The 23063-nt window shown below is 69.3% G+C and carries 21 protein-coding genes; 14 read left to right on the top strand and 7 right to left on the bottom strand.

The genetic code is table 11. From position 1 onward, the window contains the following. Positions 1-95: 95 nt before the first annotated feature. A complete protein-coding gene (locus EKO23_RS13880) occupies positions 96-542 on the bottom strand; it encodes a hypothetical protein (protein ID WP_134718274.1) in 447 nt (148 codons plus the stop codon). A 300-nt stretch (positions 543-842) separates the two neighbouring features. Between EKO23_RS13880 and EKO23_RS13885 the strand changes: the two genes are divergently transcribed. Then, positions 843-1481: a phosphatase PAP2 family protein gene (locus EKO23_RS13885; protein WP_134718275.1), complete on the top strand. Its 639-nt coding sequence runs from the start codon at positions 843-845 to the stop codon at positions 1479-1481. Between the two features lie 23 nt (positions 1482-1504). Here the strand turns inward: EKO23_RS13885 and EKO23_RS13890 are convergent, their stop codons facing one another. From EKO23_RS13890 to EKO23_RS13900, 3 genes are all read right to left on the bottom strand, one after another. After that, positions 1505-2485 carry a diacylglycerol/lipid kinase family protein gene (locus EKO23_RS13890; protein ID WP_217702624.1) on the bottom strand — a complete coding sequence of 327 codons (981 nt, stop codon included), beginning with the start codon at positions 2483-2485 and terminating at the stop codon, positions 1505-1507. A gap of 103 nt (positions 2486-2588) precedes the next feature. Then, complete coding sequence (locus tag EKO23_RS13895) at positions 2589-3563, bottom strand: magnesium transporter CorA family protein (RefSeq protein ID WP_134718277.1); 975 nt, start codon at positions 3561-3563, stop codon at positions 2589-2591. Between the two features lie 129 nt (positions 3564-3692). Next, positions 3693-4334 carry a TetR/AcrR family transcriptional regulator gene (locus EKO23_RS13900; protein WP_134718278.1) on the bottom strand — a complete coding sequence of 214 codons (642 nt, stop codon included), beginning with the start codon at positions 4332-4334 and terminating at the stop codon, positions 3693-3695. Between the two features lie 177 nt (positions 4335-4511). On the opposite strand from EKO23_RS13900, the gene EKO23_RS13905 reads away from it, so the two are divergent. Genes EKO23_RS13905 through EKO23_RS13935 form a run of 7 tightly spaced genes read left to right on the top strand, consistent with a single transcriptional unit; the run spans position 4512 to position 12419 of the window. Continuing rightward, a complete protein-coding gene (locus EKO23_RS13905; protein ID WP_134718279.1) occupies positions 4512-5381 on the top strand; it encodes an alpha/beta fold hydrolase in 870 nt (289 codons plus the stop codon). Continuing rightward, positions 5378-6406, top strand: a complete 1029-nt coding sequence (locus EKO23_RS13910) for a VOC family protein (protein ID WP_134718281.1) — start codon at positions 5378-5380, stop codon at positions 6404-6406. Before EKO23_RS13905 ends, EKO23_RS13910 begins: the two co-directional genes overlap by 4 nt. Continuing rightward, positions 6403-8121 (top strand): bifunctional 3-(3-hydroxy-phenyl)propionate/3-hydroxycinnamic acid hydroxylase MhpA, encoded by a 1719-nt coding sequence (mhpA, locus tag EKO23_RS13915; RefSeq protein ID WP_134718283.1) that lies wholly within the window; start codon positions 6403-6405, stop codon positions 8119-8121. The genes EKO23_RS13910 and mhpA (EKO23_RS13915) overlap by 4 nt, the downstream gene beginning before the upstream one ends. Continuing rightward, positions 8118-8933 carry a 2-keto-4-pentenoate hydratase gene (locus EKO23_RS13920; RefSeq protein WP_246051082.1) on the top strand — a complete coding sequence of 272 codons (816 nt, stop codon included), beginning with the start codon at positions 8118-8120 and terminating at the stop codon, positions 8931-8933. The genes mhpA (EKO23_RS13915) and EKO23_RS13920 overlap by 4 nt, the downstream gene beginning before the upstream one ends. Continuing rightward, a complete protein-coding gene (locus EKO23_RS13925) occupies positions 8930-9883 on the top strand; it encodes an acetaldehyde dehydrogenase (acetylating) (RefSeq protein ID WP_134718287.1) in 954 nt (317 codons plus the stop codon). The genes EKO23_RS13920 and EKO23_RS13925 overlap by 4 nt, the downstream gene beginning before the upstream one ends. Then, positions 9880-10920, top strand: a complete 1041-nt coding sequence (gene dmpG, locus EKO23_RS13930) for a 4-hydroxy-2-oxovalerate aldolase (protein ID WP_134718289.1) — start codon at positions 9880-9882, stop codon at positions 10918-10920. The genes EKO23_RS13925 and dmpG overlap by 4 nt, the downstream gene beginning before the upstream one ends. Continuing rightward, the gene (locus EKO23_RS13935; RefSeq protein ID WP_134718291.1) at positions 10917-12419 is read left to right on the top strand and encodes a long-chain-fatty-acid--CoA ligase; all 1503 of its coding nucleotides are present in this window, start codon (positions 10917-10919) and stop codon (positions 12417-12419) included. Before dmpG ends, EKO23_RS13935 begins: the two co-directional genes overlap by 4 nt. A gap of 140 nt (positions 12420-12559) precedes the next feature. Here the strand turns inward: EKO23_RS13935 and phaZ are convergent, their stop codons facing one another. From phaZ to EKO23_RS13950, 3 genes are all read right to left on the bottom strand, one after another. Then, positions 12560-13363 (bottom strand): poly(3-hydroxyalkanoate) depolymerase, encoded by an 804-nt coding sequence (gene phaZ / locus EKO23_RS13940; RefSeq protein WP_134718293.1) that lies wholly within the window; start codon positions 13361-13363, stop codon positions 12560-12562. Continuing rightward, positions 13360-15051: a PHA/PHB synthase family protein gene (locus tag EKO23_RS13945; RefSeq protein ID WP_134718295.1), complete on the bottom strand. Its 1692-nt coding sequence runs from the start codon at positions 15049-15051 to the stop codon at positions 13360-13362. The genes phaZ and EKO23_RS13945 overlap by 4 nt, the downstream gene beginning before the upstream one ends. A gap of 106 nt (positions 15052-15157) precedes the next feature. After that, positions 15158-15829: a TetR/AcrR family transcriptional regulator gene (locus tag EKO23_RS13950; protein ID WP_134718297.1), complete on the bottom strand. Its 672-nt coding sequence runs from the start codon at positions 15827-15829 to the stop codon at positions 15158-15160. Between the two features lie 145 nt (positions 15830-15974). Here EKO23_RS13950 and EKO23_RS13955 point away from each other — a divergent pair, with 145 nt between their 5' ends. Genes EKO23_RS13955 through EKO23_RS13980 form a run of 6 tightly spaced genes read left to right on the top strand, consistent with a single transcriptional unit; the run spans position 15975 to position 22959 of the window. Beyond that, positions 15975-17108 (top strand): VOC family protein, encoded by a 1134-nt coding sequence (locus EKO23_RS13955; protein WP_134718299.1) that lies wholly within the window; start codon positions 15975-15977, stop codon positions 17106-17108. Then, positions 17105-18046: a fumarylacetoacetate hydrolase family protein gene (locus EKO23_RS13960; protein WP_134718301.1), complete on the top strand. Its 942-nt coding sequence runs from the start codon at positions 17105-17107 to the stop codon at positions 18044-18046. The genes EKO23_RS13955 and EKO23_RS13960 overlap by 4 nt, the downstream gene beginning before the upstream one ends. Further along, positions 18046-19929, top strand: a complete 1884-nt coding sequence (locus EKO23_RS13965; RefSeq protein ID WP_134718303.1) for an acyl-CoA synthetase — start codon at positions 18046-18048, stop codon at positions 19927-19929. The genes EKO23_RS13960 and EKO23_RS13965 overlap by 1 nt, the downstream gene beginning before the upstream one ends. After that, a complete protein-coding gene (locus EKO23_RS13970) occupies positions 19926-20279 on the top strand; it encodes a DoxX family protein (protein WP_134718305.1) in 354 nt (117 codons plus the stop codon). Before EKO23_RS13965 ends, EKO23_RS13970 begins: the two co-directional genes overlap by 4 nt. Continuing rightward, on the top strand, positions 20276-21814 hold the full coding sequence (gene mhpA / locus EKO23_RS13975; protein ID WP_134718307.1) for a bifunctional 3-(3-hydroxy-phenyl)propionate/3-hydroxycinnamic acid hydroxylase MhpA: 1539 nt from the start codon (positions 20276-20278) through the stop codon (positions 21812-21814). Before EKO23_RS13970 ends, mhpA (EKO23_RS13975) begins: the two co-directional genes overlap by 4 nt. Next, positions 21811-22959, top strand: coding sequence for an acyl-CoA dehydrogenase family protein (locus EKO23_RS13980; RefSeq protein ID WP_134718309.1), 1149 nt, complete (start codon positions 21811-21813; stop codon positions 22957-22959). Before mhpA (EKO23_RS13975) ends, EKO23_RS13980 begins: the two co-directional genes overlap by 4 nt. Positions 22960-23063: the final 104 nt, after the last annotated feature.

Raw genomic sequence — 23063 nt, forward strand, 5'->3', positions numbered from 1 at the left:
TGCTGCCGCGCGGGCAAGGGGTCAACCGTTTCCTTGCCCGCCGCGGCGCGCGTCGTGCGAAACCGGAGCGGTCTGTCCACCAGTCCGATTGCGGGCTACGAGTTGCCTGCAGCCTTGGCGAGCTTGTCGGCGTAGGCGCGGGCGTGGATGGCGTCGAGCATCGCCAGCTCTGCGTTCTCGACCGCCCAGTCCGCGAAGTCGAGTGCCTCGGCCGAGTCAGCTTCCGCCCAGTCCGCATCCTTGGCAGCGACCTTCGCATCCATCTGGCGGTTCCGCCGCTCGATGTTCGCCTTGACGTCGTTCAGCTTGGCCGAGGCGTCAGCCCTCAGCTGTGTCCACTTCGCCCGTGCACTGTCGTCGACCTGCGAGAGCTGCTGCCGTGCGGACTGAGCTGACTCGTCCAGATGGGCCTGCGCCCGATCGATCCGCTGCTTGAGCTGCTCATCCGACTCCGCCGCGGCCGCCTGCACCGCTGCCTTGGCCGCCGCGACCCGCTGCTGCAGCGTGTCCAGTCGCGTGTAGAAGTCCGTGTGCTGCGTCATGAGTTGCCTCCTTCGTTGAGTTCCGGACCCGGAGAGGTCCCTTGTATCATTGGTACAATAATGACGATATCGTCAGAACTGCGGATGTCAAGCCTCGGGGCCAGGTCAGGACGAAAGTCCGCAATCGTCGGGACTTTCGGCAGGAATCGATTTGCTTCTCCCAGGGTGCAGCTCCAGAGCATCCACAGGTCAGCTACCGTTCGCCGGGCTGACCTCAACGTGCCCAGCGACGCCAATGCCGGTCCGAGCGGCAGCAGGGTGGACCTGCGGTCTCGCGGCCGGGAAGCCTACGCTGCGCGTATGGCGGATCCGATCCACGAGAACCAGACGGTTGGAGACGCGCTCGCCCAGGGGGTCGAACGCCGGCGGGGTCCCGGCTCGGCGTGGGCGGAAGCGTTGCGCGAGCTGGGTGCGTTGGACCGGGCGGTGTACGAGGCCGTGGCCGTGACCGCAACGCCCCACCTCGACGGCGCTTTTCGCCGCCTCTCGGTCGCAGCGAACTACTCGCGCCTGTGGCTCGGCATGAGCGCCGCGATGGCGACGCTCGGAGGGAGACAGGGGCGACAGGTGGCCCTCGAGGGCGTGCTCGCGATCGGGGCGACGTCCGCAACGGTCAATCTCGGCATCAAGCCACTTGCTCGTCGCCGGCGGCCGGATCGGGCTGACTCGTCGACTCACGCCGCCCGCTTCGTCCCGATGCCGGAGTCCACGTCGTTTCCGTCCGGCCACTCCGCGTCGGCCTTTGCCTTTGCCTACACGGTGGGGAGGCACTACCCGGCGCTGGCCGTGCCGATCCGGTTGCTCTCCAGCGCGGTGGCGTATTCGAGAGTGCACACGGGCGTGCACTATCCCGGGGACGCCGTGCTCGGTTCGGTCGTCGGGGCGGGTACGGCGGCCATGGTGGCGGGCGCCTGGGATCGCCGGCACCGGTCGTCATGACGCGAGCGCAGAGAAGCGGCTCCCTACCGGGGACCACCCCGGTCGTCCCCCGGCGAAGTCGTCCGTCGTGACTCGGCGCGCGGCAGACGTGCTGATGGCGACGCGCCGGGATGGTGGGACGCGATGCGCACCCGAAGAACCGACGGCCGAACCGTGAACCTCAGCAGCGGCGCATCCAGCATCACCGCCTCACCATCGATGCCCGCGGCCACCGTTGCGGGGGCGGAGACCTCGAAGTCGGGGGCGCTCCAGGCACGCCCCGGCGGGGGCGGGTCGCCAGGCGCGTCGAGGATGAGGATGCCGAGGAGGCCGCTGTCGAGCGATGGTCGGGAGCCGACGACGGGACGGTCCGTCGCGTACGGGTTGTTCGACACCAGGACGACTGCCAGGCGAGCATGCTCGCGTCCCGCATCGTCGACGAGCCGCAGCGCTGGTGTCTTCCCGCTGGGTCCCAGCACATGTCTCGCGGTTTCCACCAGAGTGCGGACCTTGGCGTCGCGATACTCCGGATGCCTGACCGCTTCACCGTAGATCCCGAGAGAGACGTTGTTCAGGAACGGGCGGCCGTTCACCTCGGCCAGGTCGATCCGGCGCTCGAACCCGTGATGGAACGCGTCGAGCGCGCCTGCCACATCATGACGGTCCACTCCGAGGTCGAGTGCAAAGTGGTTGCGGGTCCCGGCCGGGACGCAGATGAACGGGAGGCCATGCGTGGCGGCGGCTGCGGCAACGAGCGCAAGCGACCCGTCGCCACCAGCCATCCCCAGCGCATCCGCTCCGGCCGCGACTGCCTGGTCGACCAGGGTCGCCAAGCTCTGGCCCGGATCGAGCACGACCGCCTGGATTCCCCGCTCGCGCGCCCCTTCGACGAGCCCGTTGCGCTTGGCCGCGCCACCACCGGAGCGTGGGTTGACGAACAGCACCAGTTCCTTCGGGGTCGCGGCGGGACTCCAGCCGAGTCGGGTCAGCCTCCGCTCGGGCAGCGCCTGGTGCGGGGAGGTCAACGGTGGATCTCCGTCGTGGCCGGCCGCAGTCCCAGACACGTGAACACCCTACGTCTCGGTTTCACATCGTGTCGTGGATGATCAGCCTCGTCGTGGAGCCACCTCAGAGCCACTGGCGCCGTCGGAACAGGTGGTAGACGACGATGCAGGCGACGATCATGAGCCCGGTGGAGGTGAGTACGCCGACATCCTCCCCCGAGCCCGGGTAGGGGACATTCATGCCGTAGTAACCCGTGACCAAGGTGGGGACGGCGATGATCGCGGCCCAGCCGGACACCTTCTTGACGATCAGGTTCTGGCGGTGGCCGCGGAGACCGAGATCAGTGTCGATGATCGTGGCAGAGACCTGGCGTAGGGAGTCCAGGTCTTCGATGACGCCCAGGACGTGGTCGTGGACATCCAGGAAGTACGGGTAGATCTCCTCGGCGACCTGGGAGTGCTCGCGGCGCACCAGGCTGCCGCAGACCTCACGCATCGGAACGACCAGGCGGTGGAAGCGGAACATTGCCCGGCGCATCGTGAACCAGTAACGCTGCCGGAGCGGGTCGAGCGACTGCTCGGCGAAGATCCGCTCGCTCATGAGCTCGTGGTAGTCGTCGAGCGCCTGGATCACCTCGAAGTAGCCGTCCACCACCACGTCGAGCAGGCCGTAGAGGAGGAAGTCGACCCCGTGCTCGGCGAGATCCGGTGAACGGTCCCAACGCTCGAGCACCCGGTCAACATCGAAGAGGGAGTTCTCGCGAATGGTGACCAACCAGCCCTGACCGATGAACGCATCCACCTCTGTCTCGACAAGGGATCCCCGTTCAAGGTCGAGACCGACCGCGTGGCAGGACAGGAAGAGATGTGTTGCGTACCGGTCGAGCTTGGGGCGCTGCGGGCCGAGGACGTCTTCCACGGCAAGCTCGTGCAGTCCCAGTTCAGCGGCCACGACCTGCAGCTGCTCCGTCGAGGGCACGCAGAGGTCGATCCAGACGGTGCTCCCCGCGTGAGCGAGGTGTTGGGACACCTCCTCGAGGGGGAACCCTTCGTCGGTGACCGCGCCATGACGGTATACGCGGGTGTGCACGTCGCCCATGACTCAACCCCTCACTTGTTTCCGCGTCGAGCTTCCGGGTCCGCCCTCAGCCTGCCACTGGCACGGGTGGAGTGACGACCGCGGCTGCCGGGCGTCGAGAGCAGCCCGCACCGGCTCTTGCTTGCGGGCTCAGACCTCGGGGTGGGGTGGGAGCGGACGGTTGCGAAGCCTGGTTGCTTCTCGCTTGGTCATGCCGAACATCCGGAGCACCGAGTAGGCCATCTCATCGGTGAGGCTCGCGGCGTCTGCCTCGGGATGCGACTCCAGCAGCTGGAGCAGTCCCAGCATCGCACCTCCTGCAGCCATCAGCGCAAGCTCGTCGTTCTCGACGTCGAACCGGCCCGCCTCCTTCGCTGCCGCGATGTCGTGCCGTGCCCGGGGTGCCAGCCCGGCTTCGTGGACGAGCGCCTTCGTGCCCGTGTTGAGCAGGACCCGCACCAGCTCGGGGTTCTCGCGCTGGAGCCTGCCCGTCATCCGGAAGCTGACGGTGAAGATCTCCGCAGGGTCGTCGAGCCCCACCACCACCGCGTCCCGCAGGTCCACGTAGGACTGCAGTGCCTGGGCCAGGGCTACCTCGAAGAGCTGGTCCTTGCTCTCGAAGTGGTTGTAGAAGCTCCCGAACCCGACGTCGGCCGCATCGGTGATCTCCTGGATGCTGCTGTGCGACTTGCCCTCGGCAAGCAGCTGCTGAGCAGCGTCAACCAACGCCTGGCGAGTCCGCTGCTTGCGGCGGTCCACCCGGTTCTGCGGTGCTGTCAGCCCGGTGCTCATCCGTTGCCTGCCTCCTACGCCATCGACCGTGTGGTCGAGGCCCATCATAACTGATGCTCTCATCAGATTCGCCGGAGGCCGAGGCTCGAAGGATCTGATGATTTCATCAAAACCCTCTTGACAGCGAGTTCTATCAACGTTGATGATTTCATCAATCAATCCCTCGAGGAGTGTCGAATGAGTCATCACGAATGCGCAGAGCGCACCGAGTCCCTGGTCACGGTGGGTCGCCGCAAGCTGTTCGTCACCGAGGCCGGCACCGGAGCGCCGGTGGTCCTCCTGCACGGCGGCGGCCCCGGCGCGACCGGGCTGTCCAACTACTCGCGCAACATCGATGCCCTGGCCGACCGGTTCCGCGTGATCGTCCCGGACCTCCCCGGCTACGGCGACTCCTCGAAGCACGTCGACCAGGGCGACCCCTTCGGTGACCTGGCCTTCGCCGTCCGCGGCCTGCTCGATGAGCTGGGTGTCGAGAAGGCACACCTCATCGGCAACTCCTACGGAGGGGCGGCAGCGCTGCGGCTCGCGCTGGACCGTCCCGACAAGGTCGACAAGCTGATCCTGATGGGGCCGGGCGGGGTCGGGACCACTCGAGCGCTTCCCACGAAGGGCCTGAAGACCCTGTTCGACTACTACGCGGGAGACGGCCCGACCAGGGAGAAGCTGGCGACGTTCATCCGCGAGTTCCTGGTGTACGACGGGCGGGCGGTGCCGGAGGAGCTCATCGACCTGCGCTACGAGGCCAGCATCCATCCCGACGTGCTCACGAACCCTCCGTTGCGCCGGCCCTTCTCACTTGGAACCTTGCTGCGGATGGACTTCACGCGAGACCACCGCCTCGCACGGCTGAACACGCCCACCTTGGTCATCTGGGGCGCCGACGACAAGGTGAACCGGCCTTCTGGCGGCTTCGCCCTCGCTCGCACCCTGCCGCACTGCGACCTCTTCCTCGCCTCGCAAACCGGCCACTGGGTCCAGTGGGAGCGACCAGAACTCTTCAACTCGCTGGCCCGGGACTTCCTGGGCGACAAGGAAGGACCAGCATGAGCACTCCGTTCCTCCACCCCACGGCCGACGAGTCGGTGTTCGGAGCGGTGCACCTCGGCTACGTCGTGGCCGAGTCCCAACGCCTCACGGACTGGCGGCGATTCGGCGCCGACGCGATCGGGTTGCACGTCGACGAGATCACCCGGGACGTGCTGCGCTTCCGGCTGGACGATCGCGAGTGCCGGTTCCTGGTCCAGCGCGGGCCGGCGGAGGACCTGATGGGCCTGGGCTGGCAGGTCGACGACCACGAGACCTTCGACCGCATCGTCAAACGCGTCACCGAGCGGGGTGTTCCGATCAAGGAGGGCGCACCAGAGGAGGCGGCTCTCCGCGGGGTGGAGCGGCTGTGGAGGTTCGCCGGCCCCAAGGGGATCGTCCAGGAGATCTTCACCGTGCCGCGCACGACGACCAGTCCGCTGAACATGCTGACCAGCGGCTTCGTGACCGGCGACGGGGGCCTCGGCCACGTGGCCATCACGACCCGCGACCCGCAGGGGCTCCACTCCTACTTCAGCACCGTCTTCGACTCACGGCTGTCCGACTACATCGATGAGAACGTCGGAGGCTTGACGCTCAAGATCAGGTTCCTGCGGGTCAACGAACGGCACCACTCGGTGGCGATCGCCAACGTTCAGCAGCTGAGGGTCGACCCGATCCGGACCAAGGCGCAGCACGTGAACATCCAGGCAGCAACTCTGGACGACATGCTCTCGGCCTACCAGCGGGTGCAGGAGCTCGGTTTCAAGATGGCGTGGTCGGTGGGCCAGCACAGCAACGACAGGGCACTGTCCTTCTACTGCGTGACCCCCGCCGGCTTCGAGCTGGAAGTCGGGTGGAACCCGGTCACCGTCGGCCCCGAGGAGGAGGCGACCTGGGAGCCCACGACCTACCGAGGCATCAGCATCTGGGGGCATACCCCGGTCGGCGAGTCGGTGGCCACCAAGCTCCACCAGTTCGCCAACGCCATGCGGCACGCCCGTCACCCCGAGGTCTCGGTGCCCGAGCTGACAGGAGCGGTCCGATGACGACGGATGCCGGGACCTACGACGTCGCGGTCGTGGGCCTCGGCCCCACCGGGCTCACCCTCGCACACCTCCTGGGCCGGCGTGGGCTGCGCACCCTCGTGCTGGAGAAGGAGCCGGAGTTCTACGGCAACGCGCGGGCGGTCTACACCGACGACGAGGCGATGCGCGTCTTCCAGACCGCAGGTGTGGCCGACGACGTGCACGGCGACATGGACCTGGACTGCCCCGTGCAGTGGGTTCGGTCGGACGGTCGCGTGATGGTCCAGTTCCGCCCGACACAGAAACCGCTGGGGTGGCCGGTGGTGAACTTCCTCTACCAGCCGTCCCTGGAAACCAAGCTCGAGGAGCTGCTCGCTCGCTACCCACACGTCGAGGTACGGCGCGGACGCGAGCTCGTGGGCATCCGGCAGGACGTCGACGGGGTGTGGGTCGAGCACGCAGCGTCGACCGGCACGTCGTACGGCGCCAGTGCGAGCGTCGTGGACCAGCGCTCGGTGCGGACCGACCGTGCCCGGTACCTGGTCGGCGCTGACGGGGGCCGCAGCCTGGTGCGCTCGTGGCTCGGCAGCGAGATGACCGGCACCAGCTTCCCGGAGCGCTGGCTGGTCGTCGACCTGGCTGCCAAGAAGGGCGTGGACGCCTTCGGGCACAAGCCGTACTTCGACTTCGTCTGCGACCCCGTGCGTCCGACCGTCAGCTGCCCGCAGCCGGGGGGCCGCCACCGCTTCGAGTTCGCGCTGACTCCCGAGGACGACAAGGACCACTTCGAGTCCGACGCCACTGTGCGCCGGCTGCTGTCCGAACACGTGGACCCCGACAGCGTGACCGTGCTGCGCAGCCTCGTCTACACCTTCAACGCGCTGGTCGCCGACCGCTGGCGAGACGGGCGGGTCCTGCTCGCCGGCGATGCCGCCCACATGACGCCGCAGTTCGTCGGCCAGGGCATGAACGCCGGGATCCGCGACGCGGACAATCTGTCCTGGAAGCTGGAGGCCGTCCTCAGGCACGGTGCGGACCCGGCGATCCTCGACACCTACCAGAGCGAGCGGGCCCCGCACGCCAAGGCGATGATCGACTTCTCGGTCTTCAACAAGAGCCTGGTGTCGGTGAAGGACCCGCGCGCGGCCCGGGCACGAGACGCCGCCATGTGGGCAGCGGTCCGGACGCCCGGGCTGGGCCGGTACGTGCGGAACATGGGGATGAAGCCCAAGCCGAAGTACCGCAAGGCCACCTACCTCGGCATGCCGCGCCGGTTGCGCGGCGTCGAAGGGACGCTTTCGCCCCAGCCGGTGGTCCGCACCTACGACGGCCGTTCGGTGCGGCTCGACGACGTCACGGGCACGGGCTGGACGGTCATCGGTATCGGCGTCGACCCGCGGCACGTGCTGGGCAATGACACCACCACCTGGGAACGCGTCGAGGCGTCGTTCCTGACTCTGTACGGCGCCGGCCGCCGCCCCCAGGGGCCGGTGGGGGAGAAGGTCCGGACAGACGGCGTGGTCGACGTGGAGGACACCGCCGGAGCGCTCACCGGGTGGCTGCGCCGGGCCGGTGCTCGGCAAGGGTCGTTGCTGGTGCTGCGTCCTGACAAGTTCGTCTTCGGGATCGCGGAGGGTTCGGCCGATGCGCTCACCGCAACCCTGGTCCATCACCTCGGGCTGGACCTTCCGGTGACCGCTGGGACGACCAGCACGGAGGTCGAGGCAGCATGGTGACCACGGCGATCGGCTCGAACGTCGACCGGGCAGCCGAGCGGCTCCGCTCGGCCGCGGTGACGCACACGCCGTGCGCGCCGGTCCGCGACCTGATCGGGTCCACGGACCTCGCGGCGGCCTACGCCGTGCAGCAGCGGTTGACCCGTGACCGGGTCGAGGCGGGAGGCGTCATCGTCGGCCGCAAGATCGGGTTGACCTCCGAGGCGGTGCAACAGCAGCTGGGCGTCGACCAGCCCGACTTCGGAGTGCTGTTCCACGACATGCGGGTGCCCGAGGGTACGCCGGTCTCCATGGCACGCCTGCTCCAGCCGAAGGTCGAGGCCGAGATCGCGTTCGTGCTCGGCGCCGACCTCGACGGCGAGGTGAGCCGCTCGGCCGTGGTCGCCGCGGTGGACCACGCGGTCGCCGCCCTGGAGGTCGTCGACAGCCGTGTGGCGGGCTGGGACATCAGCATCGCCGACACCGTTGCCGACAACGCCTCGAGTGGGCTCTTCGTCCTCGGTGCCCAACGTTTGACGCTGGCGCAGTTCGACCCTCGCCAGACCCGCGTCACCGTCCGCGTCGGAGGTGGGGTCGCGTCAACCGGCGCCGGCGTCGCCTGCCTGGGAGACCCCCTGCTCGCCCTGTCCTGGCTGGCCACCACGGTCCGGGACCTCGGCGAGCCGCTGCGGGCCGGCGAGGTGGTGCTGGCGGGCGCACTCGGGCCCATGGTCGTCGTCGAAGCCGGCTCGGAGGTCCGGGCCGAGCTGACGAATGGCGAGGGCCGGCCGCTCGGCACGGTCGCCGCCACGTTCTCCGAGGAGTCACGATGAGGCGGACGAAGGTCGCAGTGATCGGCTCGGGCAACATCGGCACGGACCTGATGATCAAGGTCCTCAGGCTCTCCGACACCCTGGAGATGGCGGCGATGGTCGGCATCGACCCCGGGTCCGACGGCCTGGCCAGAGCCCACCGCCTCGGTGTGCCGACGACCCACGCGGGCGTCGCAGGCCTCGTGTCGATGCCCGGCTTCGCCGAGATCGACATCGTCTTCGACGCCACGTCGGCGGAGGCTCACCGCACGAACGTCGCTGCCCTGTCGCCCTACCGCAAACGCATGGTCGACCTCACCCCGGCGGCTCTCGGCCCCTACGTCGTCCCGGCGGTCAACCTCGACCAGCACCTCGAGGCGCCGGAGGTCAACATGGTCACCTGCGGAGGACAGGCCACGATCCCCGTGGTCGCCGCCATCGCCCGCGTGGCCGAGGTGCCCTACGCCGAGATCGTCGCCTCCATCGCATCCCGGTCCGCCGGGCCCGGCACCCGCGCCAGCATCGACGAGTTCACCCAGACCACGGCCAAGGCCCTCGAACTGGTCGGCGGCGCGAGTCGAGGCAAGGCGATCATCGTGCTCAACCCCGCCGACCCCCCTCCCGTCATGCGCGACACGGTGCTGGCCCTCGTGCACGACCCGGGCGGCCAGCGGCTCGCGGATGTCCGGGCCTCCGTCGCGCAGATGGTCGCTGCGGTCTCGGCCTACGTCCCGGGTTACCGGCTCAAGCAGGACGTGCAGGTCGCCCCGGTGCCCGCGAGCGAGCCCGTGCACACGCTGGCCGGTGCCCGTCCTGTCACGCATCAGGTCAGCGTGTTCCTGGAGGTCGAGGGCGCGGCCCACTACCTCCCGGCATACGCCGGCAACCTCGACATCATGACCTCGGCCGCGCTGCGTGTGGGGGAGCACATGGCCACGCGCCTTACCCAGCGGGCGGAGGCGTCGGCATGACCAGGGTGTACCTGCAGGACGTCACGCTGCGCGACGGCATGCACGCCCTGCGTCATCGAATCGACCCGCGTGACCTGGGGATGCTCCTCACCGCGCTCGACGCGTCGGGCGTCGACGCGGTCGAGGTCGCTCACGGCGACGGCCTGGGCGGCGGCAGCCTCACCTACGGTCCCGGCAGCCACCAGGTCTGGGAGTGGCTGGAGGTCGCTGCAGCCCATCTGAGCCGGGCGCGGCTCACCACCCTGCTGCTTCCGGGCGTGGGCACCGTCCGGGACCTCCAGCGCGCGCACGAACTCGGCGTCCGCTCGGTGCGCGTCGCCACCCACTGCACCGAGGCCGACATCGCAGCCGAGCACATCGCTGCCGCACGAGAGCTCGGCATGGATGTCTCCGGCTTCTTGATGATGAGCCACCTCGCCGATCCGGCGACGCTGGCCCGACAGGCCCGTCTCATGGAGTCCTACGGAGCCCACTGCGTCTACGTGACCGACTCCGGCGGACGCCTGACGATGGACGACGTGCGGGCGCGGGTCCGCGCCTACCGGGACGCGCTCGACGACACCACGGAGATCGGGGTGCACGCCCACCAGAACCTGTCGCTCGCGGTCGCCAACAGCGTCGTCGCCGTCGAGGAGGGCGCCACCCGAGTGGACGCGTCCCTCGCCGGTCTCGGGGCGGGGGCCGGCAACTGCCCGATCGAGCCTTTCGTCGCCGTGGCCACGCTGCAGGGGTGGGACCACGGCGCCGACCTCTTCGCGCTGCAAGACGCCGCCGACGACCTGGTGAGACCGCTGATGCAGCGACCGGTGCAGGTCGACCGAGAGACCCTCACTCTCGGCTACGCGGGCGTCTACTCCAGCTTCCTGCGCCACGCCGAGCGAGCGTCGGCGACGTACGGAGTGGACGTCCGCTTCCTTCTCCTCGAAGCCGGCCGCCGGGGGCTCGTCGGCGGACAGGAGGACCTCCTCGTCGACATCGCGCTCGACCTCGTGCACCAGGCCCGCGCGGGCCACGACCCCCAGGAGCAACCAGCATGAACCTCGCACGACTCTTCACCGACACCGCAGCGAGCCGGCCCGAGCAGGTCGCTGTCCGCCTCGGCGAGCACCACGTCACCTACGGGTCGTTGGCGGAGGCCAGCGAGCGAGTGGCGGGCCTGCTGGTCGCCCACGGCGTGGGTCCGGGAGACCGGGTGGCCATCATGCTCCCCAACGTTCCGGAGTTTGCCTCCCTCTACTACGGGGTGCTGCGCACCGGCGCCGTCGTGGTCCCGATGAACCCGCTCCTCAAGGCCCGCGAGGTGCGCTACCTCCTGTCCGACTCGGGCGCTCGGTTGGTCTTCGCATGGCCGACCGCAGCGGAGGAGGTGGCCGGAGGTCTCGAACGCGCAGGAGACACGACGACGATGATCGTGGTCGAACGCGACTCGTTCGCCGAGCTCCTCGCCACCCAGGAGCGCGTCGACGACGTCGTCGACCGGGAGGCAGGCGACACCGCAGTGATCCTCTACACCTCCGGTACCACAGGCCAGCCGAAGGGGGCCGAGCTCACCCACGGCAACCTCACCAGCAACGTCGAGGTCACCCAGTCCGACCTGCTGCGCCTGACGCCCCAGGACGTGGTCTTCGGCGGACTGCCGTTGTTCCACTCCTTCGGGCAGACCTGCACCCTGAACGCCACCATGGCCGCCGGCGCCACGCTGCTCCTCCTGGCGAGGTTCGACCCCGGCGCGGCGGCGGGGCTGCTCGCGACCTACGGCGCCACGGTCTTCGCAGGCGTGCCCACCATGTACTCCGCGCTCCTGGCCCTCCCCGCGCGGCCGCAGCTGCCCGCGCTGCGAGCATGCGTGTCGGGCGGTGCGGCACTCCCGGTGGAGGTGCTGCACCGGTTCGAGGAGACGTTCGGCTGCGAGGTGCTCGAAGGGTACGGACTCTCGGAGACCTCGCCGGTCGCCTCGTTCAACCGCAGCGGCGGCGACCGCCGCCTGGGCTCGATCGGCTACGCCGTCTCCGGTGTGGAGCTGCGCGTGGTCGACGAATCCGGACGGTCGCTGCCTGTCGGTGAGGTCGGGGAGATCGCGATCCGTGGCCACAACGTGATGAAGGGCTACTGGGGCAAGCCGCGGGAGACCGCGGCCGCCCTCGACGCCGACGGCTGGTTCCGCACCGGCGACATGGGGCGGGTGGACACCGACGGCTTCTACTACGTCGTGGACCGCAAGAAGGACGTCATCATCCGCGGTGGCTTCAACGTCTACCCCCGTGAGGTCGAGGAGGTGCTCTACGAGCACCCCGACGTGGCAGCCGCCGCCGTCATCGGCATCCCGCATCAGGAGTACGGCGAGGAGGTCGCGGCCGCGGTCGCGCTCACGCCCGGGGCTCGGGTGACCGAGGCGGAGCTGCGCGACTTCGTGAGGGACCAGGTGGCGGCGTACAAGTACCCGCGGCACGTCTGGTTCGTTGACGCGCTGCCCCTCGGGCCGACGGGCAAGATCCTCAAGCGCGAGATCGTCGCGCCTGTCTCCAGCGAACCGTAGGAAGTCGCACCGGCGACTCACGAACCTGGAGCTACGGCAGGGTCGTGTCCGTCCAGTCGCCCCCGCGTCAGCATCCGAGCGGCGACCGGCACGCAGCCGGCAAGGGTCGCGCACGTGACCAGGGTCACCAGGCCGTACGGCTACGGCGAGGTCAGGAACCTGGACACGAGCGGACCGAGCTCGTCCGCGGCGGTGAGCAGGCCCAAGTGACCGTCGTCGTAGACGTGCAGCACGGCGTGGGGCAGCAGGGCGCGCATGATGCGTGCGTTGACCAGCGGGATGAGTGGGTCGTCGTTCCCGGCCAGGATCAGTGCGGGCTGACGGATGAGCGGAAGGGCGGGCAGGCTGGTCCACCCTGCCCCGGCCAGGAGCTGGAGGTAGTAGCCGCTCCTCGGGCCGAGCCGTTCGGGCTCGTACATCACGTGCCTCACCTCGCCGGGCTGCCGGCGCATCCGGCCGCCGTACAGCAGCGGCGCGATGGCCTTGGCGTACGCCGGGTCGCGGTAGCGCCGCGGAGTGAGCATCTTGCCGAGCACGCGGGGGTGGGCCGGCACCATCAGCATGCCGGTGCCGGTGCTGACCAGCACCAGTCGTCGGCAGCGACGCGGGTACTGGAACGCCAGCTGTTGTGCCAGGCCGCCACCCCAGGAGATGCCGAGCGCGTCGAACCGGTCATAGCCGAGCCGGTCGACCAGCGTCCCGACCAGCCACGCCAGCAGCGCGAAGTTGTAGGGCACCTTGGGTCCGGCGGATCCCCCCACGCCCGGCACGTCGAACCGGACCACCTCGATCCGCGGGTCGACCTCGTCGACGAACGGATCGAGCAGGTCCAGGCTTGCCCCGATCCCGTTGCAGAGCAGCAGCGGCGGACCGGGGGCGGTGCCGGGCCGTACGGCGACCCGGACGTCGTGGCCGAGGACCCGGACCCGAAGGAAGTTCGTCACCTGTCGAAGACGTAGGTGCCGGGAGCTTCTGCGAGCACGGACAGCCGGTTGGAACCGAGCGTCGTGGGCGCCGGCCTCTGCTCACCGCAGCGTTCGTCGAGCCACCGGCTGACGTCGGTCCACCAGGTGCCCTGCTGGACGTCGGAGCCCTTGAGCCAGACCTTGGCGTCGGACGTCAGGTCGTCGTTGGTGTGGAACGAGGCCTTGGGGTTTCCCGGCGGGTTGACCAGGGCAGCGATGTGACCGCTGGTGGACAGCACGAAGCGGGTCGTGCCGCCGAACAGCTCAGCGGAGCGGTAGCAGTTCTCCCACGGAGTGATGTGGTCGGCGATACCGGCCACCACGTAGCAGTCCACGGTCACCTTGCCCAGGTCGATCGGTTCGCCGAGGATCGTGAGGGCCCCGGGCCGGGTCAGCGAGTTCTCCATCGCCAGGTCGACGAAGTCGGCGTGCAGTGCGGCGGTCATCCGCGTGGTGTCGGAGTTCCAGTACAGGATGTCGAACGCCGGCGGTCGCTTGCCGAGCAGGTAGTTGTTGACCCAGTAGTTCCACACCAGATCGCCGGGCCTGAGCCACGCGAACATCTCGGCGAGCGCCCGGCCGTCGAGGTACCCCTTGCGCGCCGACTTCGCCTTGGCTCGGCTCGCCATCCGCTCGTCGACGAGGGCGGCCACCGTCCCGGCGTCGTGGTTGTCGATGACGGTGACCGCCAGGCTCAGCGCTGCCAACCGGTCCTGCCGGCCGATTCCGGCGAGGTAGGCCGCTGCGATGCTGGCGAGGATGCCGCCGGAGCACGCCCCGCCGAGCACCGTGCGCGAGCTGCCGGTGATCTCCTCGACGGCGTCGAGCGCGTCGAGGATGGCCCGCACGTAGGTGTCGAGGTTCCAGGCGGCGTGTCGTGTGTCCGGGTTGCGCCAGGAGATGAGGAACGTCTGCCTGCCCTGCCGGACGCCGAACTCCACCAGGCTTCGCTCCGGGGCGAGGTCGAGTGCGTAGAACTTGTTGATCGTCGGCGGCACCAACAGCGTGGGCACCTCGTAGACCTCGTCGGTCTGGGGCGCGTACTGGATCAGCTCCAGCACCTCGTTGCGGAAGACCACCCCACCCGGCGTCGCCGCGATGTTGTCGCCGAGGACGAACCCGGTGCCGTCGACCATCTCCGGAATTCGTGGCGCGGATGCCAGGTCCCTCACGAGCTGCCTGCCGCCGCGCACCAGGCTCAACCCAGCGGTGTCGATCACCGCCTTGGCCGAGGCGGGGTTGACCAGCGGGACGTTGCTGGGAGCGATTGCCTCGATGACGTTGTCGAGGAAGAACCGCACCCGCTTGCGGTCGCGGGGGTCGAGGTCGGCGTCCATCACCAGCTGCTCGGCGGTCTGTCCGCCGGCCAGGTAGAGCTGGACCAGCCGTTTCAGCACCGGATTCTCGGTCCAGGCGACGTCGGTGAAGCGACGGTCCCCGCGCCGCGTGGCGAGTGTCGAGGTGCCGCCCATGATGCGGCCGGCCTCGACGCCCAGCCCGGTCAGCCGCCGCGCGGTGAGGTCCGGCTTGCGCGCGAGTGAAGCCGCCCACTTCGCCGTCGACAGGTCCGGGACGAAGCGGCGCACCGGCCCGAGGGTGGCGTCGACCAGAAGCAGTTCGAGGGGAGCGGCGCTCTCGGCGAGAGTGGGGGTGGTGGCGGTGGTCATCAGAGGATCTCCTCGCGGTCGCAGGTGGTGACGTGTACTCGTCGTGGCCCTCGGTCGGGCCGCTGCTAACTGAAGGATACCTCGATAATGACGATATCGTCAGTAATTAGTTCGAAGCGGCACCGGTCGGGGTGCCGCGCGCCGTGTCGATGTCCGGCAGTGGGAGCGAGCAGATCCGCTTCGCCTGCCTCGGGGTCAACCCGAACATGCGGAGCAGCTCCTCGGCCACCCGGTCGGTGGTCTCCTCGACATCGCGCTCCGGCTGGTCGAGTAGCAGCTGGCCGAGCGCGATCAGCGCTCCAGCGGTCATCGTCACCGCGACGTCGAGGTCCTCGACCTCGAAGCGGCCGGCATCCACGGCGGCGGAGATGTCACGCCGGGCCCGTGGAGCCAGGCCGCTGTCGGCGCTGAGCAGTCGGAGCGCGTTGTTGAGGAAGACTCTGCTGAGCTCCGGTTCCCTGCGTTGGAGCCGTCCGGTGAGTCGGAAGCTGCAGGCGAACACCTCCGCGGGGTCCTCGATGTCCCCGGTCAGCTCGTCGAGCAACTGTCCATAGCCATCCATCACCGCTTCGACGGCCGCTTCGAACAGCTGCTCCTTGGTGTCGAAGTGGTTGTAGAAGGAGCCCATCCCGACGTCTGCGGCCTGGGTGATCTCCAGGATCGGCGCGTTCGTCCGGCCTTCGGCGATGAGCGTCTGTGCTGCCCGGATGAGGGCCGCTCGGGTCCGGGCCTTGCGCCGGTCGAGCCGATTGCCCGGCTGTGTGGGTGCGGTGGTCATGGGTCGCTCCTCGGCGTCGTCGTCGGGGTGGTGAGGTGCCATCCTACCGTCCGCGTGTCAGGAGTGACGATTTCTTCAAATAGATCTTGACTGAGTGTATGTTCGTGAGTGACGATATCGTCAGTAACTCAAGCAAGGAGTAGCCATGACCAGTCACCACGGGACACACAACGACCTGCACAGCGAGCAAGGCGCGGTGTCCGGCGAGCACCCGGGGCGAGCGAAGAACCCGGTCATCAAGGTCGCGGACCTTGCCTGGCTGGAGTTCAGCAAACCCGACCTGGCGGCCTCTGAGCGGTTCGCGCACGCCTTCGGGTTCAGCACCGTCAGCCGCACGCCGGACGAGCTGCAGCTGCGTGGGAGCGACGCCGGCGCGCCGTGCGTGATCGTGCGGAGCGGAGCTCGCTCGCGGTACCTCGGCGCTGCCTTCCGGGCCGCGGACGCCGCCGACGTCGTGCGTCTCGCCGACACCACGGGGGCGAAGGTCGAGAAGCTGCCGGAGAGCATCGGCGGCCTCACGGTGGACCTGACCGACCCCAGCGGAGTGAGGGTGCGCGTGGTCGCCGACACCCACGAGCTGGCGGCCCTGCCGGCCCAGTCGACCAGGGCGTTCAACTTCGGGAACGACGTGCGCCGCACCAACGACACTCAGCGCCCGCCGCGCGAGCCGGCCAGGATCCAGCGACTGGGCCACGTCGTGCTGCAGACCACGAAGTACATCGAGACCCTCGACTGGTACCTCGAGCACCTCGGCCTCATCGTCAGCGACTTCAAGTACTACCCGGGCCAGCGCGAGCGCGGCCCCACCATGAGCTTCATCCGCTGTGACCAGGGCACGACTCCCACGGACCACCACACGCTGGCGATGATGCTCGGGCCCCGCCACCGTTACGTGCACTCGGCGTACCAGGTGACAGACCTCGACGCTCTGGCCGCGGGCGGCGAGTACCTCCGCGAGCAGGGGTTCCACCACTCCTGGGGGATCGGCCGCCACATCGAGGGCAGCCAGATCTTCGACTACTGGCGCGACGCCGACGGTCTCCTGGTCGAGCACTTCGCCGACGGTGACCGCTTCGACTCCACCCTCGAGCCGGGCTGGTCGCCGATGACCGCGTCCGGGCTGGCCCAGTGGGGCCCGCCGGCCACCAAGGACTTCCTCGGTCTCACCCCAGGGCCCGAGGCGTTGCGCGAGCTGAGGTCGATGGCCCGTGCGCTGCGCGACGACAACGAGTTCGACCTGACCCGCCTTCGCGGCCTCCTGAAAGTAGCCAGCTCATGAGCCACACCATCCTCCGTACGCCCGACGCCTGGTGGGTCCGCACCCCCGGAGGCGGAGCCGCTCGGATCACCACCGACGCCACGACCACGGGTGAGCTGCTCGCCGAGAGCGAGCGGATCTCGGCCGCCCTGGCCTGCGATGAGACCGTCGACCCGGCCACCCTCGACGTGGTGTCCCCGGTGACGGCCCCGTGCCGGGTGGTGGCACAGATGACGAACTTCGCCAGCCACGTCAAGGATGCCGGCCTCAAGCCGGAGACCATCCCGCTGACCTTCTTCCGCAAGACCTCCGGTTCGATCAGCGGCCCCGTCGACGACATCATCCGGCCCAGCCACGTGCGCTGCCTGGACTACGAGGTCGAGATCGGTCTGGTGATCGGCCGGGAGCTGCCGGTGGGCACCGAGGTCACCGAGGAGAACTGGACCACGTTCGTGGCCGGCCTGGTCGTGACCAATGACGTCTCGGCCCGCGACGTGCAGCTGCCGAAGACCCAGTTCTACGAGTCCAAGTCCTACCCGACCTTCACGCCGGTCGGCCCGGACCTGGTCCTGCTCGACCACGACGAGCTGAAGCGGTTCGGCGACCTGCGGCTGCGGCTCTGGGTCAACGGCGATCCGCGGCAGGACGCGGTGGTGGACGGCGACATGATCTACTCCCCTCTCGAGGCGCTGCAGGCGCTGAGCCGGTTCCAGCGGCTCGACGCGGGTGACCTGCTCCTCACCGGGACCCCGGAAGGCACCGCGCTCAGCGCCCCACCGAAGCCGGTCGAGCTCATCGCCGCCTTCCTGCCCCCCGCGCTGAAGTGGAAGATCTTCTTCCAGCGCCAAGCCCAGAACCCCCAGTACCTCAAGCACGGCGACGTCGTCGAGGTCGCCATCGGCACCGACGACGGGGCAATCGACCTCGGTCGGCAGCGCACCGTCGTGAGGAGCGCGTGATGGGCGACCTCCTCTGGCCGACGTACGACGGGCCGGGCGACCTGGCCGCCATCGAGGCCGTGCCGCTGGCCGACCGCGGCCTGCCGGGCACGACCTACGAGCTCCTCGTCCGGGCCGCCAGCCTGTGGCCCGAACGGGTCGCACTGTCCGTCATGCCGGATGGCGAGCGATGGGAGCAGCCGTCGGAGCGCACTTTCGCCCAGCTGCTGGCCGACGTGCACCGTTACGCCAACCTGTTCCACGCCCTCGGCGTGCGCCGCACCGACGGCGTCGCCCTGCTGGCTCCCAACTGTGACGAGCTGATCACCGCGACCCTGGCGGCACAGCTCGCCGGCATCGCCGCACCAATCAACAGTGGCCTGTCCGGCGAGCACATCGCCGAGCTGATGCGGCGGTCCGGCGCACGTGTCCTGGTGGCCGCCGGCCCAGAGCTCGCACCCGAGGTCTGGGACCACGCTCGCGCCTGTGCCCGCGAGGCCGGCATCGGGACCCTGCTGGCCCTCCGCCCGACCGGGGTCGGGGCGAGCGAGGAGAAGCCGTTCCCGATCCGCGGCCTCCAGGTCGCCTACCTGTCCGCCCGGGCGGCGGAGCAACCGTACGACCGTTTCGTGGGGGAGCCGCCCTCGGGCAATGACCTCGCCGCTCTCTTCCACACCGGTGGGACCACAGGTGCGCCGAAGCTGGCAGCGCACACCCATGCCAACGAGGTCAGCGACGCCTGGATGATCGCCGCGATCGGAGTGCTGGACACCGAGTCCGTAGCGTTCGCCGCGCTGCCGCTCTTCCATGTCAACGCCCTGGTCGTCACCCTGCTCGCGCCGCTGTTCAAGGGGCACCGGGCTGTCTGGGCGGGACCCCTCGGCTACCGCGACACGAAGCTGTTCGCCAACTTCTGGAAGGTGGTCGAACGGTACCGCATCAGCTTCATGAGCGGCGTCCCGACCATCTACGCGGCCCTGACCGACCGCTCCGTCGACGCCGACATCAGCAGTCTCCGATTCGCCCTCGTCGGCGCGTCCCCCCTGCCGACGGCGGTCCGCGAGAGGTTCGAGTCAGCGACCGGGGTGCCCCTCATGGAGGGCTACGGCCTGACCGAGGCGACCTGCGCCAGCGCTCGCAGCTTCGTGGACTGCCCGGTCCCCGGATCCGTCGGCCAGCGGCTGCCCTACCAGCAGGTGAAGACCATCGCGCTCAATGCCGACGGTGAATGGGTCGACCTGCCGACCGGTGAGGCCGGGGTACTGGCCATCGGCGGGCCGACGGTGTTTCCCGGTTACGTCGTCGACCGAGGTCCGGGCGGGCCGGTCCTGGACGGGCTGGGCAAGCTGCGCGATGGCTGGTTGGACACCGGCGACCTGGCCCGGGTCGACGCGGAGGGTTTCGTCCACCTCGTCGGCCGAGCCAAGGACCTGATCATCCGCGGCGGCCACAACATCGACCCGGCGGTCATCGAGACCGTTCTCCTCGAACACCCTGCGGTCACGGCCGCACAAGCGGTAGGTCGCCCGGACATGCACGCCGGTGAGGTGCCGGTCGCGTTCGTGACGCTCGCCCCGGACTCCAGCACCACCACCGAGGAGCTGTGTGCCTGGGCGACCGCCAACGTGTTCGAACAGGCCGCCGCCCCCAAGACCGTCACCGTGCTGGACGCCCTCCCCCTCACCCATGTGGGAAAGCCGTTCAAACCCGCCCTGCGCGCCGAGGCCACCCGCGTGGCCGTCACCGAAGCGCTCCGCGACCTGCCCACCGTCACCGGCGTCCGCGGGGTCGTCGAGGAGGGCACGGTCGTCGCCGTCGTCGGCCTGGCCCGGGGTGCCGACGAAACCACGGCCACCGACGTACTCAACCGCTTCGCCATCACCTGGAGATTGGAACTGTCATGAACACCACAGCGATTCTGGCGGGCCTGCTGGCCGTCGCCTTCGCGGCGCTCGGCTCCGCCAAGCTGGCCGCCGTACCAGCCATGCGCACCAAGGCCGAACACGTCGGCTTCAGCGTCGCTGCCTACCGGCGGATCGGCCTGCTCGAGGTCCTCGCCGTCCTGGGCATCCTCGTCGGGGCGGCGGTCCCGGTGATCGGGGCCCTGGCGGCTACCGGCCTGGTCCTGCTGCTCGGCGGGGCCGTCGTCGCCCACCTCCGCAACGGCGACGGGATCCGTGCGGTGGCCCCGGCCCTCGTCCTCGGCACGGTCGCGGTGGCCTTCGTCGTCCTCGTGCTGGGCGACCTCCGATGAGCACTTCCGACCGCAGCGGCGCCGAGCCGATCCCCGTCGTGATCGTCGGGGCGGGCCCCGCGGGCGTCACCGCCGCCACCCTGCTCGGCCAGTACGGCGTGGAGTGCCTGGTCCTCGACCGTTGGGACGGTGTGTTCCCGCAGCCGCGGGCAGTGCACCTCGACGACGAGATCTACCGGGTCCTGGTGCGGCTCGGGATCGCCGAGGAGTTCGCCACCGTGTCCCGGCCCACCCGTGGCCTGCAGCTGATCGATCGCAACCACCGGGTCTTCGCGGTCTTCGACAGGGCCGGGGACCAGGGGCGGCACGGGCACCCCCAGGCCAACATGTTCGACCAGCCCGAGCTCGAGCAGCTGCTGCGCACCAACCTCAAGGACCAGGCCACCGTCGACCTGCGCGGCAACGTCGAGGTCACCGACGTCGCCCAGGACGGCCAGGGCCGCGTCCGGGTGGACTTCACCGATCGGCTCACCGGTGAGCACGAGTCCGTGCTGGCCACCTACGTCCTGGGCTGCGATGGCGCCAACAGCGTGGTGCGCACGGCGATCGGCTCCACCATGGAGGACCTCGACTTCGAGCAGCGCTGGCTGGTCATCGACGTCGACAGCACGGTCGAGCTCGACCAGTGGGAAGGCGTGCACCAGGTCTGCGACCCCGACCGGGCGGCGACGTACATGAGGATCGGGGACGCCCGTTACCGCTGGGAGTTCCGCCTCCTCGAGGGCGAGACCGCCGCGGACTTCGAGTCCATCGAAGCCCTGCTGCCCCTGATCGGGCCGTGGGTCGAGGGCATCTCCTGCGCGCAGCTCCGTCTGGTGCGCGTCGCGGAATACCACTTCCGGGCGCAGATCGCCGACCGCTGGCGCGACGGCAACGTCTTCCTGCTCGGCGACGCCGCCCACCTCACGCCACCCTTCATCGGACAGGGGCTGTGCGCTGGTCTTCGCGACGCCATGAACCTGGGCTGGAAGGTCGCCGGTGTGGTCTCCGGCGACCTCCCCGAATCGGTGCTCGACACCTACGAGGTGGAGCGCAAGCCTCATGCCCGCGCCATGATCCGCCTGGCCAAGCTGATCGGCGTCTCGATGACGCAGGGCGGCCGGGCCGGCGACGTGCTCCGCAAGGCCATCGCCCCCCGACTGCACTGGATTCCCGGTTTGCGCGACCGCCTCCTCGATGGCGAGACACCCCCGTTGCATCGGTCCGCGCTGGTGCAGGGGCGCGGGCGCCGCACCTCTCTACACGGACGGCTGTGCCCGAACGCGCCCCTGGCGGACGGCACCCGGTACGACGACGCGACCCGCGGCGGGTTCGTGCTCGTGACGCGCGTACCGCTATCGCCCCAGCAGCGGGCCGTCCTGGCTGATCGCGGCACCGAGGTGCTCGAGGTGCAACCCGGCTCCCCCCTTTCCACGTGGCTCACCGGCGGTCGGGCCGCGGCCGCACTGGTGCGGCCGGACTTCACCGTGATGCGGGCGGGCCGCGACGTCGCAGAGGTCTGTGCAGCAGCACCGATGTTCCGGGTTGCCTCATGAAGCGCGAGATCTACGACGCCGACCACGAATCCTTCCGCGACTCGGTGCGGAGCTTCCTGGACCGTGAGGTGAAGCCCAGCTGGGACTCGTACGTCGAGGCCAAGCAGTTCCCCCGGGAGATGTGGCGGGCCTTCGGCCGACAGGGCCTGCTCGGTCTGGAGATCCCCGAGCAGTACGGCGGCATGGCGGCCGGGGACTTCCGGTACAACGCGGTGCTGTGCGAGGAGCTCGGCAAGGTGTCGATGTCGCTGGGCTCCTGCCACGGCATCCACGCCGACATCGTGGCGCCGTACCTTGTCGAGCTGACCACAGAGGTGCAGCGAGAACGTTGGCTTCCGGGGTTCGTGTCCGGTGAGATCCTGACCGCGATCGGCATGACCGAGCCCTCAGGAGGCTCCGACCTCGCCGCCCTGAAGACCACCGCCGTACGCGACGGGGACGCCTGGGTCCTCAACGGATCCAAGACCTTCATCACGAACGGGTACTCCGCCGACCTGGTCGTCGTGGCTGCCCGCACCGACCCCGATGCCAAGCGCGGACGCGGGATCTCGCTGTTCGGGGTCGAGGCCGGCATGCCCGGCTTCAGCCGGGGACGCAAGCTCGACAAGGTCGGCCAGGACGAGTCCGACACCGCTGAACTGTTCTTCGAGGACGTCCGCGTCCCGGACGCGAACCTGATCGGTGAGCCCAACCAGGGCTTCGTCCACATGATGACCTGGCTGCCCCAGGAGCGGCTGTCCAACGCGATCGGCAACATCGCCCAGGCCGCGCAGATCCTCGACGAGACCCTGGAGTACGTCAAGGAACGCAAGGCGTTCGGGCAGCCGATCGGCTCGTTCCAGCACAACAAGTTCCTGCTCGCCGAGCTGGTCACCAAGGTCGAGGTCACCCGCGGCTTCCTGGACAACGCGGTGCTCGCGCACACCAGGCGGGAGCTGACCGCGATCGATGCGGCCAAGGTCAAGTGGTGGTGCGCCGACGTGCAGAATGAGGTCCTCGACGCCTGCGTCCAGCTGTACGGCGGCTACGGCTACATGAACGAGTACCGCGTTGCGCGCGCCTGGCGCGACGCCCGGGTCTCCAAGATCTGGGCCGGCTCCAACGAGATCATGAAGGAACTCATTGGCCGCGACCTCGGGCTGTGATGACCCGAGACACAGGCCAACGGTCGCGGTGAGCAGACCCGAGATCGCCTCTCACCCAGGCTGGGGGTCCTAGGCCCCACTGCGTGGTGAAGGCGGTCACGAGG

The sequence above is a fragment of the Nocardioides guangzhouensis genome (assembly GCF_004519545.1).
Lineage (GTDB): Bacteria > Actinomycetota > Actinomycetes > Propionibacteriales > Nocardioidaceae > Nocardioides > Nocardioides guangzhouensis.

Excerpts from the sequence above, each read along its gene's own strand:
- EKO23_RS13880 (WP_134718274.1), bottom strand. The coding sequence starts at position 542 with ATGACGCAGCACACGGACTTCTACACGCGACTGGACACGCTGCAGCAG.
- EKO23_RS13885 (WP_134718275.1), top strand. The coding sequence starts at position 843 with ATGGCGGATCCGATCCACGAGAACCAGACGGTTGGAGACGCGCTCGCC.
- EKO23_RS13895 (WP_134718277.1), bottom strand. The coding sequence starts at position 3,563 with ATGGGCGACGTGCACACCCGCGTATACCGTCATGGCGCGGTCACCGAC.
- EKO23_RS13900 (WP_134718278.1), bottom strand. The coding sequence starts at position 4,334 with ATGAGCACCGGGCTGACAGCACCGCAGAACCGGGTGGACCGCCGCAAG.
- EKO23_RS13905 (WP_134718279.1), top strand. The coding sequence starts at position 4,512 with ATGAGTCATCACGAATGCGCAGAGCGCACCGAGTCCCTGGTCACGGTG.
- EKO23_RS13910 (WP_134718281.1), top strand. The coding sequence starts at position 5,378 with ATGAGCACTCCGTTCCTCCACCCCACGGCCGACGAGTCGGTGTTCGGA.
- mhpA (WP_134718283.1), top strand. The coding sequence starts at position 6,403 with ATGACGACGGATGCCGGGACCTACGACGTCGCGGTCGTGGGCCTCGGC.
- EKO23_RS13925 (WP_134718287.1), top strand. The coding sequence starts at position 8,930 with ATGAGGCGGACGAAGGTCGCAGTGATCGGCTCGGGCAACATCGGCACG.
- dmpG (WP_134718289.1), top strand. The coding sequence starts at position 9,880 with ATGACCAGGGTGTACCTGCAGGACGTCACGCTGCGCGACGGCATGCAC.
- EKO23_RS13935 (WP_134718291.1), top strand. The coding sequence starts at position 10,917 with ATGAACCTCGCACGACTCTTCACCGACACCGCAGCGAGCCGGCCCGAG.
- EKO23_RS13945 (WP_134718295.1), bottom strand. The coding sequence starts at position 15,051 with ATGACCACCGCCACCACCCCCACTCTCGCCGAGAGCGCCGCTCCCCTC.
- EKO23_RS13950 (WP_134718297.1), bottom strand. The coding sequence starts at position 15,829 with ATGACCACCGCACCCACACAGCCGGGCAATCGGCTCGACCGGCGCAAG.
- EKO23_RS13955 (WP_134718299.1), top strand. The coding sequence starts at position 15,975 with ATGACCAGTCACCACGGGACACACAACGACCTGCACAGCGAGCAAGGC.
- EKO23_RS13960 (WP_134718301.1), top strand. The coding sequence starts at position 17,105 with ATGAGCCACACCATCCTCCGTACGCCCGACGCCTGGTGGGTCCGCACC.
- EKO23_RS13965 (WP_134718303.1), top strand. The coding sequence starts at position 18,046 with ATGGGCGACCTCCTCTGGCCGACGTACGACGGGCCGGGCGACCTGGCC.
- EKO23_RS13970 (WP_134718305.1), top strand. The coding sequence starts at position 19,926 with ATGAACACCACAGCGATTCTGGCGGGCCTGCTGGCCGTCGCCTTCGCG.
- mhpA (WP_134718307.1), top strand. The coding sequence starts at position 20,276 with ATGAGCACTTCCGACCGCAGCGGCGCCGAGCCGATCCCCGTCGTGATC.
- EKO23_RS13980 (WP_134718309.1), top strand. The coding sequence starts at position 21,811 with ATGAAGCGCGAGATCTACGACGCCGACCACGAATCCTTCCGCGACTCG.